The 16,070-nt window shown below is 66.5% G+C and carries 14 protein-coding genes, 1 tRNA gene and 1 pseudogene; 8 read left to right on the top strand and 8 right to left on the bottom strand.

The genetic code is table 11. The annotated features are described in order from the left end of the window. Positions 1-77: 77 nt before the first annotated feature. Positions 78-154 (top strand) — tRNA-His (locus ACP153_RS02555). A 51-nt stretch (positions 155-205) separates the two neighbouring features. Here ACP153_RS02555 and ACP153_RS02550 read toward each other — a convergent pair. Continuing rightward, positions 206-1,156 (bottom strand): alpha/beta fold hydrolase, encoded by a 951-nt coding sequence (locus ACP153_RS02550; protein ID WP_424969403.1) that lies wholly within the window; start codon positions 1,154-1,156, stop codon positions 206-208. A 5-nt stretch (positions 1,157-1,161) separates the two neighbouring features. Then, positions 1,162-1,449 carry an SCP2 sterol-binding domain-containing protein gene (locus tag ACP153_RS02545; protein ID WP_424969402.1) on the bottom strand — a complete coding sequence of 96 codons (288 nt, stop codon included), beginning with the start codon at positions 1,447-1,449 and terminating at the stop codon, positions 1,162-1,164. A 76-nt stretch (positions 1,450-1,525) separates the two neighbouring features. On the opposite strand from ACP153_RS02545, the gene ACP153_RS02540 reads away from it, so the two are divergent. The 5 genes from ACP153_RS02540 to ACP153_RS02520 all read left to right on the top strand — a co-directional run bounded on the left by ACP153_RS02540 (position 1,526) and on the right by ACP153_RS02520 (position 6,699). Beyond that, positions 1,526-2,101, top strand: a complete 576-nt coding sequence (locus ACP153_RS02540; protein ID WP_424969401.1) for a tetratricopeptide repeat protein — start codon at positions 1,526-1,528, stop codon at positions 2,099-2,101. 52 nt (positions 2,102-2,153) lie between these two features. After that, positions 2,154-5,099, top strand: coding sequence for a helicase-related protein (locus ACP153_RS02535; protein WP_424969997.1), 2,946 nt, complete (start codon positions 2,154-2,156; stop codon positions 5,097-5,099). Next, positions 5,096-5,494, top strand: a complete 399-nt coding sequence (locus tag ACP153_RS02530; protein WP_424969996.1) for an RNA-binding S4 domain-containing protein — start codon at positions 5,096-5,098, stop codon at positions 5,492-5,494. The genes ACP153_RS02535 and ACP153_RS02530 overlap by 4 nt, the downstream gene beginning before the upstream one ends. 48 nt (positions 5,495-5,542) lie before the next feature. Further along, positions 5,543-5,881 (top strand): ferredoxin FdxA, encoded by a 339-nt coding sequence (gene fdxA, locus ACP153_RS02525; RefSeq protein ID WP_424969400.1) that lies wholly within the window; start codon positions 5,543-5,545, stop codon positions 5,879-5,881. Between the two features lie 302 nt (positions 5,882-6,183). Further along, the gene (locus ACP153_RS02520) at positions 6,184-6,699 is read left to right on the top strand and encodes a CarD family transcriptional regulator (protein ID WP_424964922.1); all 516 of its coding nucleotides are present in this window, start codon (positions 6,184-6,186) and stop codon (positions 6,697-6,699) included. A 58-nt stretch (positions 6,700-6,757) separates the two neighbouring features. Here the strand turns inward: ACP153_RS02520 and ACP153_RS02515 are convergent, their stop codons facing one another. Then, positions 6,758-7,522: an adenosylcobinamide-GDP ribazoletransferase gene (locus ACP153_RS02515; RefSeq protein WP_424969399.1), complete on the bottom strand. Its 765-nt coding sequence runs from the start codon at positions 7,520-7,522 to the stop codon at positions 6,758-6,760. A gap of 101 nt (positions 7,523-7,623) precedes the next feature. Here ACP153_RS02515 and cobT point away from each other — a divergent pair, with 101 nt between their 5' ends. After that, positions 7,624-8,661, top strand: coding sequence for a nicotinate-nucleotide--dimethylbenzimidazole phosphoribosyltransferase (gene cobT, locus ACP153_RS02510; RefSeq protein ID WP_424969398.1), 1,038 nt, complete (start codon positions 7,624-7,626; stop codon positions 8,659-8,661). Between the two features lie 3 nt (positions 8,662-8,664). On the opposite strand, the gene ACP153_RS02505 is transcribed toward cobT, so the two are convergent. Further along, on the bottom strand, positions 8,665-10,680 hold the full coding sequence (locus tag ACP153_RS02505; protein WP_424969397.1) for a cation:proton antiporter: 2,016 nt from the start codon (positions 10,678-10,680) through the stop codon (positions 8,665-8,667). A gap of 128 nt (positions 10,681-10,808) precedes the next feature. Continuing rightward, positions 10,809-13,211 carry a hypothetical protein gene (locus tag ACP153_RS02500; RefSeq protein ID WP_424969396.1) on the bottom strand — a complete coding sequence of 801 codons (2,403 nt, stop codon included), beginning with the start codon at positions 13,209-13,211 and terminating at the stop codon, positions 10,809-10,811. Positions 13,212-13,334: 123 nt separating this feature from the next. On the opposite strand from ACP153_RS02500, the gene ACP153_RS02495 reads away from it, so the two are divergent. Then, positions 13,335-14,066 carry an SIMPL domain-containing protein gene (locus ACP153_RS02495; RefSeq protein ID WP_424969395.1) on the top strand — a complete coding sequence of 244 codons (732 nt, stop codon included), beginning with the start codon at positions 13,335-13,337 and terminating at the stop codon, positions 14,064-14,066. Between the two features lie 113 nt (positions 14,067-14,179). On the opposite strand, the pseudogene ACP153_RS02490 reads toward ACP153_RS02495, so the two are convergent. From ACP153_RS02490 to ACP153_RS02480, 3 genes and pseudogenes are all read right to left on the bottom strand, one after another. Then, positions 14,180-14,929: pseudogene (locus ACP153_RS02490) on the bottom strand (gamma-glutamylcyclotransferase). Beyond that, positions 14,926-15,540 (bottom strand): GNAT family N-acetyltransferase, encoded by a 615-nt coding sequence (locus ACP153_RS02485; protein ID WP_424969394.1) that lies wholly within the window; start codon positions 15,538-15,540, stop codon positions 14,926-14,928. Before ACP153_RS02485 ends, ACP153_RS02490 begins: the two are co-directional and overlap by 4 nt. A 45-nt stretch (positions 15,541-15,585) precedes the next feature. After that, a complete protein-coding gene (locus ACP153_RS02480; RefSeq protein ID WP_424969393.1) occupies positions 15,586-16,053 on the bottom strand; it encodes a VOC family protein in 468 nt (155 codons plus the stop codon). Positions 16,054-16,070 lie beyond the last annotated feature (17 nt).

The raw sequence follows: 16,070 nt of genomic DNA, 5'->3' as shown, positions 1-16,070 counted from the left end.
CGGAGGCGAAAAACCGGGCCGCGAGGCGCATCAGCCTCTTGCATTCGCGCAGAGCCAAAGTTAAACCCCCGCAGCGTGCCGCCTTAGCTCAGTTGGTTAGAGCGCCTGATTGTGGATCAGGAGGTCCCCCGTTCGAGCCGGGGAGGTGGTACCACCCTCCATTCAGTTGCAGAATTTAGCGGCTTTTTGGTCAGGCGCGTGCTCGTCAGGCGGCCTTGCCGTCCTGCACCTGTGCTGCAAAAAATGCTTCGATCTCCGCCAGGAGCGGGTCGAGCTTGTCGGGTGCCTCCATCAGCACCTCGTGTTCGCCGCCTTCGACCATGACCAGCTTGCCGCCGGGCCAATGGGCCATGCGCGTCTGGATCGGTGCGGTCAGCACGATCCGTTCATTGGTGCCCAGAGCCGTCAGACAAGGCAGGGCGGGCGCAGGCTGCGTCTCGAGCCAACGGCACTCGCAATGGGCCTCATGGACCCATTGCATGGTCGGGCCGGCCACGGCGAAATCGGGCTCCGCCTTCAGGTGGTCGATCATGAACTGAAACTCGCCGCGATCGGTGGTGAGCAGGTTGTCCTTGAACGCCGCCGTCAGAACATAGGGCTCCGATCCGGTGGTCGGAGCATAGGCCTCGCCCTGTCCGGTCCAGCCCGCCAGCGTCCCGAGGAGCCCCGCCACAGGCCGCGCCCAGAGCGGGAATTGCACGCCCCACAAGGGCGCGGAGAAGACCACGCCCTTCACGGGCAGGTCCTGCATCACAGCGCGCAGGCCGATGGCGCCGCCCATGGAATGGGCGATCAGGAAATAGGGCTCCGGCAGGCCCGCATCCCGGGCACAGTCCAGAGCAGCCTGCACATCCATTTGATAGTCGGCGTACTTGCCCACATGGCCCTTGCGCCGGTCTGGCAAAAGCCGGTCCGACAGGCCCTGTCCACGCCAGTCGATCACGAGGCTGGAATAGCCCATCGCCGCGATCCGCGAGACGACGCGCCCATATTTCTCGGCCCATTCCGTCCGTCCGGGAAAGATCAGGACCGTTCCTTGATCCCCGGTTTCATGCAGCGCAATGCGCAGACGGATATCGTCATCGGCCCGCACCCAGACGGCGCGCGCGCCCTCGGGGGCCTCGGCCAGATCGGCGCGATAGGGGGCCGGCTCCATTGGGCTCAGCTCAGGGCCGCGCCGAGTTTCATCGCAGTGCTCATATCGCCGTCGAGCTTGAGTTTGCCGCCCATGAAGGCCGCGGTGGGGTTCACATCGCCCTCCATGATCCCCTGAAAGGTCTCGCGATCCGCTGACAGGGTGCACTCGGCCTCTTCATCGCCTGCGCGGACCCCGTCCTCATCAATCATGATGGCGCCTTCGTCCTCGATCACGAATTTCACGGTCCCGTCGAACCCGCCGCCGAGGCGTTCCTGCAGGGCCAGCACGGCCTTTTCGATTACTTCGCTCATGGACTTTCCCGTCGCTCCAAGTTGTGACTGCCGGGCTCTCGCTTTTTCCGGCGGTTGCATTACCATGGTGCGCATGATGACCGCGATAGTTCAACGCCTCAACGCTGCCTTGGCGGCAGGTTTTCTCACTCTGACGTTAGGTCTTGGCGGGGCTGTCGGCCCGGCCCAGGCGCAGGGCGCGGATGTGGCCGAACTGCTGGAACGGTTGCAATCGCCCGAGCTCCAGAACTGGGAAGCGGTGGAGCGCCGGATCTATGAGGCCTGGTCGCAATCGGGGTCTGCCTCGGCGGATCTGCTGCTCAGCCGCGGCAAGCAGGCGCTTGAGGATGAGGATGTCGTCGCGGCGATCGAGCATCTGACCGCGCTGACCGATCATGCGCCGGACTTCGCCGAAGGCTGGCACGCGCGCGCCACGGCGTTTTATCTGGCGGATCGCTATGGTCCGTCCCTGTCGGATCTGCGTATGGCACTCGCGCTCAACCCGCAGCATTTCGGCGCGCTCGCAGGGGCAGGCCGGATCCTGATGGAGCTGGGCGAGACCGAGGCCGCCCTGACTGCCTATCGCGCAGCGGCTGCTATACATCCTCAACGCCCCGATATATCAGAAGCCATAGACCGGCTGGAGCGGGAGCAGGGCGGCCAGCGCCTCTGATCCGCTGCCGCTCGGGCGTGGTTGAGACAGGTTTTCTAGGGACCTCCACATGATGCGACATGACGCGCGGATCACCGCGGTCCTTGGTCCCACCAATACCGGCAAGACCCATTACGCCATCGAGCGGATGCTGGGCTATCGCACCGGGGTGATCGGGCTGCCGCTGCGCCTTCTGGCGCGCGAGGTCTATGACAAGATCGTCGCCCTGCGTGGCCCCTCGGTGGTGGGGCTGGTCACGGGCGAGGAGCGGATCGTGCCGGACCGGGTGCAATACTGGGTCTGCACGGTCGAGGCCATGCCCCAGGAGATCGGGGCGGATTTCGTGGCGATCGACGAGATCCAGCTCTGCGCCGATCCCGAGCGAGGGCATGTCTTCACCGACCGGCTGCTGCGGGCGCGGGGCCTGCACGAGACGATGTTCCTTGGCGCCGAGACCATGCGCAACGCCATCGCCGAGCTTGTGCCGAAGGCGCAGTTCCTCAAGCGTGAACGCTTTTCCGAGCTGACCTATGCAGGCGCCAAGAAGATCAGCCGGATGAAGCCGCGCTCGGCCATCGTCGGGTTCTCGGTGGACAACGTCTATGCCATGGCCGAGCTGATCCGCCGCCAGAAGGGCGGCTGCGCTGTGGTGATGGGCGCGCTTAGCCCGCGGACGCGCAATGCGCAAGTGGATCTCTATCAAAACGGGGATGTGGATTACCTCGTGGCGACCGATGCCATCGGCATGGGGCTGAACCTCGATGTGACCCATGTGGCGTTTTCAGGCCTGTCGAAGTTCGACGGCCGGCGGATGCGCCCGCTCGCGCCGAACGAGCTGGCCCAAATCGCGGGCCGTGCCGGGCGTTACATGACGCCGGGGACTTTTGGCGTGACGGGCGAGGCGCCCGAGCTGGAGGATGGCGTGGTCAATGCCATCGAGAATGCGCGTTTTACCCCTCTGCGCAAACTCCAATGGCGCAGCGCGGATCTGCAATTCAGCCGGGTTGACCGGCTCATCGCGTCGCTCGAGGCCGTTCCGGACGATGAGTGGCTGGTCCGCTCTCGCGAGGCCGATGACCTGAGCGCGCTCAAAACGCTGGCTGCCGAGGCGGATGTGGCCGCGCGCCTCTCGGACGCGCGCGATGTGCGTCTTTTGTGGGATGTTTGCCGGATTCCGGACTTTCGCGGCATTTCCAGTGGCGAACATGCGAGTTTGCTCACGAATATCTTCGGCTTTCTGCATGATGATGGCAAAGTGCCCGAGCCGTGGTTTGCGCGACAAGTCGCGCGAATTGACCGGACAGATGGCGACATTGACACATTGTCGAAACGCTTGGCGTATATTCGCACATGGACCTATGTGGCCCAACGCAAAGGCTGGGTCGAACAGGATAGCCATTGGCGCGGCGAGACCCGCGCTGTAGAAGACCGCTTGTCAGACGCTTTGCACACGGCGCTGACCCAACGATTTGTCGATCGCCGCACGTCCGTGCTTCTGCGGCGGTTGAAACAGAAGGAGAGCCTGGTGGCTGACGTAAACGAAAAAGGTGAAGTGACCGTGGAGGGCGAGCTGATCGGCCGTCTCGAAGGGTTCCGCTTCCGCCAGGACAAGACCGCGACCCCGGAAGAGGCGAAAGCCGTGCGCGCGGCCTCTCTCACGGCGCTCGCGCCGGAATTCCATCTGCGCGCGGACCGGTTCTACAACGCGCCCGATACCGAGATTGACTATACCGAGCAGGGCGGCCTCATGTGGGGCGACCAGGCGGTCGGCAAGCTCGTGAAAGGGGCCGACCCGCTCAAGCCCGGCGTGCAGGCCTTTGTCGATGATGAGGCGGGCGCCGATGTGGCTCAGAAGGTCGAGCGCCGGTTGCAGCATTTCATCGACCGCAAGATCGCGGCCCTCTTCGAGCCCCTTCTGGCCATGAGCCGGGACGAGGCGCTGACCGGGCTGGTGCGCGGCTTTGCTTTCCAGATGGTCGAGGCGCTGGGCGTGCTGCCCCGCTCTGCCGTGGCCCAGGACGTCAAGGCGCTGGATCAGGATGCGCGCGGGCTCTTGCGCAAGCATGGGGTGCGGTTCGGGCAGTTCACGATTTTCCTGCCGCTCCTGTTGAAGCCGGCACCGACGCGGCTGCGTCTGGTGCTGTCCTCGCTCTTCAAGGGGCGCGATGTCTTCCCGGAAAGCCCGCCCCCGGGGCTGGTGACCATTCCGGTGATCGAGGGTGTGAGCTCCGAGATCTATGGCGAATCCGGCTACCGCGCCGCGGGCGCCCGGGCGATCCGCATCGATATGCTGGAGCGGCTGGCCGATATGCTGCGCGGTGTGGATACGCGCGGCGGGTTCGAGGCAACGCCGGACATGTTGTCGATCACCGGTATGACGCTGGAGCAGTTCGCCGACCTGATGCAGGGGCTGGGCTATGCAGCCGAACGCTCCGAACGGGTGAAGGTCAAGCCGGCCCCGGTGGCAACGCCCGAGGGCGAGACCGCTGAGAAATCCGAGGCCGCGCCTGAAAACGAGACGACAGAGAGCGAGACGGCTGAGACACCTGAGGCCGACACGGCCTCTGCTGAGGAAGCTCCACAGGCAGAGGTTCCGGCAGAGGCTGAAGCAGAGCCTGAGGCGGCAGACGCCCCGGCAACGGCTGAAGAAGAGGCCGCGCCTGAGGAGGCTGTCGCCGAAGCACCCGAAACCCCCGCAGGGTCCGAGAGCGCCGAGGAACCCGCCGAGCCGGAGATGGAGGTTGTCTATACCTTCCGCTGGGCCCCGCGCCCGCGTCGGACCGACAATCGCGGTCGCAAGGGCGGGGGCGAAGGCCAGGCCCGGGGTGGCAAACCCGGGGGCAAGCAGGGCGGCAAACCGCGCGGCAAAGGGCCGGGCGGCAAAGGCAAGCCCGGTGGACGCGGTCCGCGGGATACGAGCCCCAAGACCTATCAGTCGCGCCCGGACAAGAAGAAGGATCGCATCGATCCGGATAACCCCTTCGCGGCGGCTCTCATGGGCCTGAAGGACAAGTCCTGAGCGAGGCCGCACCGGGGACCGGCGCGGCGGACGCGCCCGCGCGGCAACGGCTCGACAAGTGGCTCTGGTTCGCGCGGTTCTTCAAGACCCGCAGCCTTGCGGCCAAGCAGGTCAGCGGCGGTGCGGTGCGGATCAACGCTGCCCGGGTAACGAAACCGGCCACCAGCGTCGCCCCGGGCGATGTACTGACCTTCGCCCAGGGTCGCGAGATCCGGGTCATCCGCGTCGAGGCTCCCGGCACCCGCCGGGGCCCGGCGCCGGAGGCCCAGACGCTCTACACGGATCTCACACCGGCCCCGGAGCCCGACGCGCCGTCCGCACCGCGCAAGGGGCCCCGGCCCACCAAGAAAGATCGTCGCGCTTTGGACGAATCCCGCCGTCCGCCGCTTGAATGACCCGCCGCAAAACCTTAATGCAGGTCCAGCACACGAAGGAACGCGCTTATGACCTATGTCGTCACCGACAATTGCATCGCTTGCAAATACACCGACTGCGTCGAGGTCTGCCCGGTTGACTGCTTCTATGAGGGCGAGAACATGCTGGTCATCCACCCGGATGAGTGCATCGATTGCGGCGTGTGCGAGCCCGAATGCCCTGCGGATGCGATCCGTCCGGATACCGAGCCGGACATGGAGAAATGGGTCGAGTTCAACCGCAAGTATTCCGAAGCCTGGCCGGTGATCATCACCAAAAAGGACCAGCTCCCCGAAGCCGAGGAGCGTGACGGCGAAGAAGGCAAGCTGGACAAGTACTTCTCCGAGGCGCCGGGCGAAGGCGGCTGATCGATTCGGCGCGGTTGGTCGCGCCAACGCCTGATCGCGACAGATCACACAAGAATTGATCGAAAATCGACCGAAACGGGCGGTTTCGGGGCACTCGCGCGGATGCAGGCGCAGCAAGTGCCTTCTCAAACCGCCCTTTTTTTGTTATATTACATTCATAATTGACGTGGAGAGACCACCCGAAACGCTTCAGCCTCGTGCCGATGCGTTTTTTTTACCGCAGTAGTTTGGGCACTTGGACGCCATCGCGCGACCACGATCCCCTGCGGTCAGGGCGGCGCCACAAGCAGGAGTGAAAGTGCATGAGCAAAGCGAACAAATCCAACGACTTCCGCCCGAACGAGTATGTCGTGTACCCCGCCCATGGCGTGGGGCAGATCGTCTCCATCGAGGAGCAGGAAATCGCCGGACTGACGCTTGAGCTGTTTGTGATCTCGTTCGAGAAGGACAAGATGACATTGCGGGTGCCGACCAATAAGGCGACCGAGGTGGGGATGCGCAGCCTGTCCAGCCCGGACATCGTCTCCAAGGCCATGGACACGCTCAAGGGCAAGGCCCGGGTGAAGCGCGCCATGTGGTCCCGCCGTGCTCAGGAATACGAGCAGAAGATCAACTCGGGCGACCTGATCGCGATCGCGGAAGTGGTGCGCGACCTGCACCGCTCCGATGACCAGCGCGAGCAGAGCTATTCCGAGCGTCAGCTCTATGAAGCCGCGCTTGAGCGTCTGACCCGGGAAATCGCCGCCGTGAGCGGGGATGACGAGGGCAACGCCCAGAAGCGCATCGATGACGTGCTGGTCTCGCGCGCCGCGGCCTGAGCCAGCGCCATCATGACTGAACAAGCCGTCCTTCGGGGCGGCTTTTTTCGTTGGTTGCTTAGATCAAAGTGGTCAAAGCGAGCAGGGCGCTGATTTCGGCGACTTGCTGGGTCGCGCCGAGGATGTCTCCTGTCTGCCCACCGATCCGGGACAGGGCGAGGCGCCCTACCACGAGGGCGGAGAGCCCTCCGACCCCTGCGAGCAGCAGAGACCCGAGCGGCCCCCAGAGCATCGCACAGACCCCGAGCGCCAGCGCCACGGCCAGCAGCGCGGACCAGCGTGGCACGCTCCCAACCCGGTGCGCGAGCCCATCGCTCCGCGCGAAGGGGAGGGCGTGCATCACCGTCACCATCGCGCCCCGGGACAGGGCGGCGACGGCCACCAGTGCGGCGATCAAGCCCCCGGGCCCCGCCGCATCAAGGATCGCCACAAGGCAGGCCCATCTCAGGAGCAGGCTCAGCCCCAGCGCCAGCACGCCATAGGCTCCGATCCGGCTATCGCGCATGATCTCGAGCCGGCGCGCGGGTTCCCACCCGCCCCAAAGCCCGTCGGCACTGTCCGCGAGCCCGTCTTCGTGAAGCGCGCCGGTCAGCATCACTTGTGTGACCAGAACGAGCCCGGCCACGGGGCCCGGCGGCAGGCCGAGCGCGCTCAACGCCCATGCCAGTCCACCCGCGAGCGCGGCAAGCCCCGCCCCGACCAGCGGATAGGCCCAGGCGGCGGTCGCGGCCCGCTCCCCCGCGCGGCTGTGGTCCACGGGCACGGGCAACCTGCTGAGCAAGCTCAGGGCAAGGGGCAGGTCGCGGAATTGCGGGCGGGACATCAGGTGGCCTCCGTCGGCTGTGGCGGACTGTCGCGTGGCGGGGGCAGCCTGTTGGGGTCAACAGTGCCGCCAGCACCCTCTATCGACAGGAAATCGCCCGGATGTCCAGCACAGCCCCGCAGACCGACGCTCCCTTCGACAGCCTCGCCGAGTTTCGCGCGGTGCTGGCCCGGGCGCCGGGGCGGAACGGGCCGGCCGAAGCTCAGGCGCGCGCGCGCAACGATGTGCTGACCAAGCCGCCTGGCGCTCTGGGCCGTCTGGAGGATCTGGCGATCTGGGTTGCTGCCTGGCAGGGCACGGAGAAGCCGCGGATCGAGGCGCCGCAAGTCGTCATATTCGCGGCCAATCACGGGGTCGCGGCCAAGGGGGTCTCGGCCTTCCCGGCGGATGTGACCGCCCAGATGGTGGCGAATTTCGACGCTGGTGGCGCGGCGATCAATCAGCTGAGCAAGACGTTCGGAGCCCGCATGACAGTGCATCCGATTGAGCTCGACACGCCCACGGCGGATTTCACCGAAGGCCCCGCGATGACCGAGGCGGAGCTCATTGCCGCCCTGCGCATCGGATGGAATTCTGTGGATCCGGCTGCGGATCTGTTGGTCGCGGGGGAGATGGGGATCGGAAACACCACGGCTGCGGCGGCGATCTGCGCGGCGCTCTACGGGGGCGCGGCGGAGGACTGGGTCGGGCGCGGCACGGGCGTGGATGAGGACGGGTTGAGCCGCAAGGCTGCGGCTGTTGCGGCGGCTCTGGCAGCCAACGGCGCGGCGTTGGATGATCCGCTTGAGGTGCTGCGGTGTCTGGGCGGGCGCGAGCTTGCGGGTATGGTCGGGGCGATTGCCCGGGCCCGGGCCGACGGCATTCCCGTCCTGCTTGACGGGTTCATCTGCTGTGCGGCGGTGGCCTGCCTCGCCGAAGCGCAGCCGGGCGCGCTGGACCACGCTCTGGCCGGGCATCTCTCGGCAGAAGGCGCGCACGGCGCTCTGCTCGACAAGCTGGGCAAGACACCGATCCTGTCCCTCGGTCTGCGGCTGGGCGAAGGCTCCGGCGCGGCACTGGCCCTGGGCGTGCTCAAGGGTGCCGTCGCGTGTCATTCGGGCATGGCCACCTTCGCCGAAGCGGGCGTCTCCGACGGCTAAGACCTAGCGCTTGGCCCGGGTCATGGCGGTCTCGGATTCCAGCGTCGCAAAACGCTCGCTCTGTCCTGTTACTCCTTCGGCGTCGTCCAGCGTGCTTACCAGCGCAGTCTCGAGATCCCGGTTCAGCTCCTTGGCGCGGGTGACATAGGCCTCGTTTTCGGTCACGGGCACGCCGGGTTTCCACAGCACGGCCAGATCCCGCATCGCCTTGCGGTCCATACGGAAGAAGGTGTGCTCGGCATCGGCGGCATCGAACTCGCTCATCCCCATGTTTTCGAGCACATAGCGTCCGGCCCGCAGGGAGCTGTCGAAGGTCTCGCGCACGATGTCATTGGCCCCTGCCGCATAGAGCTCATAGACATGCACCCTGTCCCGTGCGCGGGCGACGATATGCAGATCCGGTCGCATGCGCCGCGCATAGCTCACGAGCTTCAGCACCGCCTCCCGGTCATCCAGCGTCACGACCAGCACACGCGCCTTGTCGAGCCCCGCCGCATGGAGAAGCTCGGGCCGGGTCGGGTCCCCGAAGAACCCCTTGAACCCGAAACGACGCATGAGCTCGATCATCTCGAGGTCGTGGTCGAGCACCGTGGTCTTCATCCCGGTCATCTGCACCATGCGGTTGACCACCTGCCCAAAGCGCCCGATCCCGGCGATGATGATCGGCTGCTGCTCGTCGATCTCGTCATGGGGCTGGTCGGGCCCGCCGCTCTCCTGCATGCGGGCGCTGACCTGATCATAGACGATGAAGAGCAGCGGCGTGAGCAACATCGAAAGCGCCACCACAAGAAGGAGCGTCTGGCTGATTTCGCCGGGCAGGACATTGGTGTTCACCGCAAAGCTGATCAGCACGAAACCGAACTCTCCGGCCTGGGCAAGGCTCAGGGTGAAGAGCCAGCGATCCCGCCCCCGGATCTTGAAGAGGACCGCGAGGCTCAGGAGGATGATGCCCTTGACCAGCATCAGCCCCAGGGTCAGCCCGATCAGGAGAAGCGGCTGGCCAAAGAGCACCTCGAAATTGATCCCGGCCCCCACGGTCAGGAAGAAGAGCCCCAAGAGGAGCCCCTTGAAGGGTTCGATATCCGCCTCAAGCTCGTGCCGGTATTCCGAATTGGCCAGCACGACCCCGGCGAGGAAGGTCCCAAGCGCGGGCGAGAGGCCGAGGATCAGCATGATCGACGCGACCCCCACCACGAAGAGCAGGGCAACCGCCGTGTTCATTTCGCGCAGCCGCGCGCTGTGGATGAACTTGAAAACCGGCCGGGTCAGGTAATGTCCGCCGAGCACGATGGCAAGGATGGCCGAAATCGTCACCAGTGTGACGCCCCAGCCCGGAAGCTGTTCGAGAAAATGCACCACGGCGCTTGCTGAATGTTCCCCATGCCCGCCGCCATGGGCGCCATGCTCCGCGGCTTCTGTGGCCACATGCATGCTGCCATCCGGGGCGGCGGTCATGCCGATCAGCCCCGCCGCCGGGCCGCTCTCGGTCGTGGCATGGGGCAGAACGGAGAGGGCGAGCAGCGGCATGAAGGCCAGCATCGGGATCACCGCGATATCCTGCGTCAGCAGAACCGAAAACGCGTTGCGCCCGCCTGGGGTCTGCATCAGCCGTTTTTCATTCAGGGTCTGCAACACGATCGCGGTTGAGGAGAGAGCCATGATCATCCCGATCGCCAGGGCGACGGGCCAGGCAAAGCCCAGCAGGATACAGCCTCCCATGATCGCTAACGTCGTCACGCCCACCTGAAGCCCGCCCAGGCCCAGCAATCGGTCCCGCATGTCCCAGAGCGCGCGAGGCTCCAGCTCCAACCCGATCAGGAAGAGCATCATGACCACGCCGAACTCGGCAAAATGCTGCAACTCGTTCACATCCGATCCGATCAGGCCCAGCACCGGCCCGATCACGATCCCCGCCAGAAGGTATCCAAGCACCGAGCCGAGCCCCAGCCGCACGGCCAGAGGCACAGCAATCACGGCTGCCAGCAGGAAGATGCTGGCCTGGATAAGGAAATCAGTCATGGAAACATCCTAGGGCGCGACCGGCCCGCGGACGGGACGGCGGTGGAAAACGAGCAGTTCCAGTGTAACCGGGCTGGGCGGCGGGTAAAGCCGTCCGCGATGTCCGTGGTCGTTTTGCGCGCCGGTGCTCAGCCTCTGGGCATCTCGAGGGTGATGTTGCGACCGCCTTTGGTGTATTGCAGCGAGTCCTCGCCAATCGCACCGACGCGGCCACCATCCACCCGGTCGCCCACTTCGACCTTCACATAGCGCCCTGAGGCCAGCCGCACGAGCGCGCGGCGGCTGTTGGGCGTGCCGTAGACGCCGATCAGGTTGATCCGGTTCAGGCGCAGCGCATTCTCGATCGTGGCCTGGCGCGCCACCGACGCTGTTGTGGGGATGGTCGGCGCCGTGGTGCGCTGTGGCGCCGGGGCAGCCGCCGCAAACGAGGCCGTGGAGGCCGCAGCGACCCCCTGGCTCTGGCGCGGGGCGCTGGCTTGCGCGGTTTGCGTCGCGCGGGCCTCGGCCACCAGCTGCGCGAAGTTGGACGGGCGGCGATCCGGATACACGGAGCGGGCCATGGCATTCTCGGGCCCCGGGTCGGGCGTTTCGGCGGCGGCGAGCTCCTGGATCGAGGCGGGGCGCGGCGTCGGCGTCAGTCCGGCCAGTTCGGCCCGGCTGCGGCCATCAAGCTCGGCGCGTTCCTGAAGCTCGACAACGTTCTTGGGGCGCGGCGGCGGGCGTTGTTCCGCCAGCTCGGCCAGGCGCAGATCCTCTGTTGTGGTGACCGGGGTGATCAAGGGGCGCGGGCTGGGCCGGGTGCTCGGGTCCGAGAAGACAAGCACGCCTTCGGGTGTCAGCGCGCCGTCGGGCGTCGGCGTGACAAACCCGTCCTCGCTGAGCTCAAAGAACTGTCCCGGCGCCACGGGAGGCTGGGGCGAGACCGGGCGCAGGTCTTGGCTGTCCATATAGGCGGGCAGGGCGAGTGCATCTTCGATCGCCACATCCCGGTCGAGGGCGGCCACATAAAGATCGCCAACGACAGTGGGCGTGATGGGCAGAAGGGGATCGGGGCTGCGTTGCCAGATGCCACTGGCCGCATACCGCGTCTCGGTCTCGATCAGAGGCGGGCGCAGTTCGCGCGGGGCCTCCACGGTTTCGGTATCGGTCGGCGGCTCGGGCGAGAGCGTTTCGGGAAGCTCGGCGATCTCAGGGGCCTCTGTCGCGGCGATGGGTGCGGGCGTGCCCGGGACGGTCGCCTCCTCGCCCTCGGCCACTTCCTCGGGCGTTGGCAGGGCCTCAAACCGGCTAACCACATTCGCAGGCGCGGCGGGTTGGGGGGGGCCATCAGTCATCACGGCGACCGGACTGTTGGCTGTGCTCTCGTCGGCCGGGGGTTCGGGCGTGGCTTCTGCGATGACAGGCTCCGACGCCTCCACGCCGGTGGCATCGCTTGCCTCTTCTGCCACGGCTTGTGCGCGGGGCGTCTCCGCAACCGGGTCCGGCGCAGCTTGGGCCACTTCTGTCTCCGCAGGCGCAGCCATGGGGGCTTCGCCCGTGCTGACAACCTCGCCCCGGTCCAACACTGCGGCCACGACGCCCACCAGAACCATGGCCGCGAGCAGGGCCAGCGTCAGGATCAGACCCAGCGAGCGCGAGCTGCGCTTGGCCGGCGCGGCAATCTCGGCGAGCCGTTCGGCAGCTTCCACCGCTTCGGGCGGCGTCAGCTTCGCCGCCGCTTCGGCCCGGACGCGGGGGGCGATCTGCGCGGGCTGCGCCTGCGCCGGGGGCTCGGGCAGGTCCGGCGCGGGCGTGTCGCGGATCAGGTCGTGGAATTCTGTGGAGGCATCCTCGGGCCCAGCAACGGCAGGCTCTTCGGGCGCGACGGGCGTTTCGACAGGTTCGGTGGGGGCGTCCGCAGTCGTCTCCGCCTCAGGCGACGCAGGAGTGGGAGCGACAGGCAACGGCGCCGCGCGCTCGCTGGTCCAATCGGTCTCCCCGAGGATGACCACCGGGGCCATGTCACGTTCCAGCGTTTCGCTGGGGGCGAGCAGGTCTGGCGCGAGCTGCGTCATCCCGAACATCGCCTCGCCCGCGAAGGCGCCTTTGGGCGGCACAGCAGCAAAACAAACCGGATCAAGCCCATGCTCGGTGGCAAAGGCCTCGGCCTCGGCCAGGGTCTCGCGGGCGACGACGGCAACCTGCGCCTCGCCCTGCGTGACCACATAGTCATAGCAGAGCTCGTCCATGGCATAGGGCGTCCGCCCGTCGAGCCGCTCACGGATCACCGCGTCATAATCGGGGCTGGTCACCCCCTCGACCGAGATCGTGTCGTAGAGGATCTCGCTATTGGGCAGCACAAGCTTGGTGACCAGCGGTCCGAGTTTCTGGTCCTTGGCGATCTCCAGCGCGCGGGTGCGCAGCGCGGCCAGTTCTCCGGCCACATCCTTGGCTGTGAGCAGAACCTCGCCCACGCGCAGCCAGCCGTCGCTGGTGCGGTGGCACAGCACCAGACCATCCTGAGACAACAGAAGCGCAAAGCTTGGTTTCATCGACCCTGTCGCAGCTCTTGCATCACCCACCTCCTGTGGCCACCTTGTATCGTGTTTACGCCCGTGATGGAAGGACACTTGCCCGCTCCGGTCACGGGTTTGTTCTGTGCCAAGGAGGCCCCGATGCACCGTTTTTCCCCTGTTTCCCGTCCGTTGGCTATCTGTGCTGCGATGCTTGTGGGCCTGGCCCTGACCCTGCCTGCGGGCGCGGCGCGCGCCGCGGAGGAGCCGGGGCTTCTCAACGTCACCGGCGAGGCCCAGATCCCCGCGATTCCCGATATGGCGACGATCCGGCTCGGGGTGGTGACCGAGGATCGCCGCGCGGATCAGGCTCTGGCGGAGAACGCGACGCAGATGGCGGCGGTGCTTGCCAAGCTGCAAGGCTTCGATATCGCGCCGCGTGATCTGCAAACCTCGGATCTCAACCTGTCCCCGCTTTATGAGCCCGGGCAGGACTATCGCGGTCAGTCCCGGCGCATCATCGGCTTTCGCGCGAGCAACAGTCTGACGGTGCGGGTGCGGGATCTGGAGCGGCTGGGCGAGATCCTGGATGCCAGCGTGAGCGATGGCGCCAACAATTTCGGTGGTTTGAGCTTTGGTGTGCAGGCCCCCGGTCCGCTGGAAAGTGCCGCACGCGAGGCGGCGATGAAGGACGCCTTGGCCCGGGCCGAGACGCTGGCCACGGCGGCCGGGGTGAGCCTTGGCCCGATCCGCTCGATCACCGAGCAGGGCGGTTTTCGTGGCCCGCAGATGATGCGCGCCGAGATGGCCATGGCGGATGCGGGCGTGCCGGTGGCTGCGGGCGAGGTCACGATGTCCTCCAGCGTGTCACTGGTGATCGAACTGGCGCAATAGCCGATCCTGACGCAGCGGGCCTCTCCGGGCCCGCCTCGGGGCGCGGGTGTTCGTGGCGCGACGACGGTGCGGAGATGCGCGCAGCGCGCCCAAGCGAGCAAGGGCCCTGACCCTCACAAAGTGGCGGGTTCGCCCGATCTGGCCGCGATCAGGGCGTCCACCTCGCGCAAAAGCGCGCTGCAATGGGGGTCCTCCATCCCGATCTGGCGAAAGTGGTCGACGATGCTCGCGAGGTAGTCGCGGCTGGACCCCAGAATCCCCGTCCCCGTCGCGATATAGCGCAGCTGCCGGGCGCGGCTGATCTCCGCGAGGATCACAGGCTCCGCATGGTCGGCCACAAACACAAGCGCCGTCACGCTAGCCTCGCCAATCTGCACCGGATGCAGAATCGGCAGGTAGCCTGGGCCGATCATCTCGCGCCGGAAGAGGAGCTCGGTCTCAGTCTCGATCTCGGCCTCCCGCACGCGGAAGGCCAGCCCGTCGCAGCCCGGGCCAGGGTCGAGCGCGGCCATCAGCCCCGGCGCTTCCTTGGTGCCGCGTCCGCCCTAATCATCCAGCAGGATCAAGCGCCGTGCATAGCCTTTGAGCCGGGCGCGTCGCACCTCGGCAAAGCGCAAGGCCGGATCCCACATGAGCGACCCATAGCCGAAAATCCACAGATCCCCCGTGTGACCGGCAAGCGCGGCGCGACGGATCGCTTCGCGCTCCCTATCGCTGTGGATCCAGTCCCGCAGATCGGTCAGGTGAGGATGGGCGGCGAGGATCGCCTCTGCCGAGAAGTCGCGAAAGAAGGAGGTCTCCGGATCGGCGATCAGGCCGCGCAGCTCCGGGTGATGGGCGAAGGGATCGTCCGACGGGATCACCGTGCGCTCCGTCCGTCCTCATGCACCCGCATCTCCATGCAGAGATCGACGCCCTCGATCGCCCCTGGGAAATCAGCGGAGATCGGCGCATCGACAAAGCCCATCCGCCGATAGAGGCCATGGGCGTGGGTCAGCGAAACATGGGTCGACAGTTTGAAGTGGCGATAGCCCGCAGCGCGGGCCTCGGTCAGGAGCATGTCGAGCAGCCGCGCGCCGAGCCCATGGCCCCAGGCGTCCTCTCGCACGAACATGCGCTTGATCTCCATCTCCGTGGCTGACTGGCCAAAATAGGCCACCGTGCCCACGGGCTTGCCGTCCAGCCGGGCGAGCAAGAGGCAGCCGGATGGCGGGCCGTACCGCCCGGGTAAATCGGCGAGCTCCTTGTCGAGATTGGCAAAGACCGTCGGGTTCTCGGTGGTCGGATCGCGGCCCGTGGCCTTGGCCACATGGGCCATGGCGAAACGGTAGAAGCCGCGCACCAGATCCCGGACCGCGTCGAGATCCTCAGGCGTCGTTGCGCGGGCAATGGTCACCGTGGGCGTGGGGGGCTGGGGCGGAATGGCTCGGGGCTCCTTTCGGCAGGGCTCGGCCAGACAAACAGAGTTTCGCACCTCCGGCTAGGGTTGTGGTCTTTCCCGGTTAGAAAATCGGTGGCGTCATTTGAGGTGCCATTCCGCGCTGGCTGCGACCAGTTCCACCGTGTTGCCGTCGGGGTCGCTGGTGAAGAGCCCGCGCCAACCGGTCCAGTCGAAATGCTCAATCCGCACCGCGCATCCGGCGGCTCGGAGCCACTCTGCCGCGGCTTCCTGCTCCTCCCAGGGCAAGCTCAGGGCGAGGTGGTGCAGGGAGGACCGCTGCCCGGCTTGCAGCGGACCGGCCTCCGCGTCCGGTGACATGGATACCCCGCCGACCTCGTCGGAAAAGAGCGCCAGCACAGCCACATGCCCGCCAAAGCTCTCGCCCAAGCGAAAGAAGGCGATGCCGTTGCGATGCCCGCCCCGCGGCCCCGCCGCCAACCGGTCAAGACCCAGAACCTCGCCGTAAAAGGCCAGCATGGCCTCGAAGTCGCGGCAGCGGATGGCAATCTCGCCAAGGGCACGGGGGCGGAAAGGCGTCTGAGGCATGAGGGTCCTTTCGGGGC

Source organism: Dinoroseobacter sp. S76, from assembly GCF_049801095.1.
Lineage (GTDB): Bacteria > Pseudomonadota > Alphaproteobacteria > Rhodobacterales > Rhodobacteraceae > Dinoroseobacter.
Note: the sequence above shows the minus strand (reverse complement) of the source record. Positions and strands in the feature narration are given on the sequence as shown.

Coding starts and splice junctions, on each gene's coding strand:
- ACP153_RS02505 (WP_424969397.1), bottom strand. CDS start 10,680: ATGACTGATTTCCTTATCCAGGCCAGCATCTTCCTGCTGGCAGCCGTG.
- ACP153_RS02550 (WP_424969403.1), bottom strand. CDS start 1,156: ATGGAGCCGGCCCCCTATCGCGCCGATCTGGCCGAGGCCCCCGAGGGC.
- ACP153_RS02480 (WP_424969393.1), bottom strand. CDS start 16,053: ATGCCTCAGACGCCTTTCCGCCCCCGTGCCCTTGGCGAGATTGCCATC.
- ACP153_RS02520 (WP_424964922.1), top strand. CDS start 6,184: ATGAGCAAAGCGAACAAATCCAACGACTTCCGCCCGAACGAGTATGTC.
- fdxA (WP_424969400.1), top strand. CDS start 5,543: ATGACCTATGTCGTCACCGACAATTGCATCGCTTGCAAATACACCGAC.
- ACP153_RS02495 (WP_424969395.1), top strand. CDS start 13,335: ATGCACCGTTTTTCCCCTGTTTCCCGTCCGTTGGCTATCTGTGCTGCG.
- ACP153_RS02500 (WP_424969396.1), bottom strand. CDS start 13,211: ATGAAACCAAGCTTTGCGCTTCTGTTGTCTCAGGATGGTCTGGTGCTG.
- ACP153_RS02540 (WP_424969401.1), top strand. CDS start 1,526: ATGACCGCGATAGTTCAACGCCTCAACGCTGCCTTGGCGGCAGGTTTT.
- ACP153_RS02545 (WP_424969402.1), bottom strand. CDS start 1,449: ATGAGCGAAGTAATCGAAAAGGCCGTGCTGGCCCTGCAGGAACGCCTC.
- ACP153_RS02535 (WP_424969997.1), top strand. CDS start 2,154: ATGCGACATGACGCGCGGATCACCGCGGTCCTTGGTCCCACCAATACC.
- ACP153_RS02515 (WP_424969399.1), bottom strand. CDS start 7,522: ATGTCCCGCCCGCAATTCCGCGACCTGCCCCTTGCCCTGAGCTTGCTC.
- cobT (WP_424969398.1), top strand. CDS start 7,624: ATGTCCAGCACAGCCCCGCAGACCGACGCTCCCTTCGACAGCCTCGCC.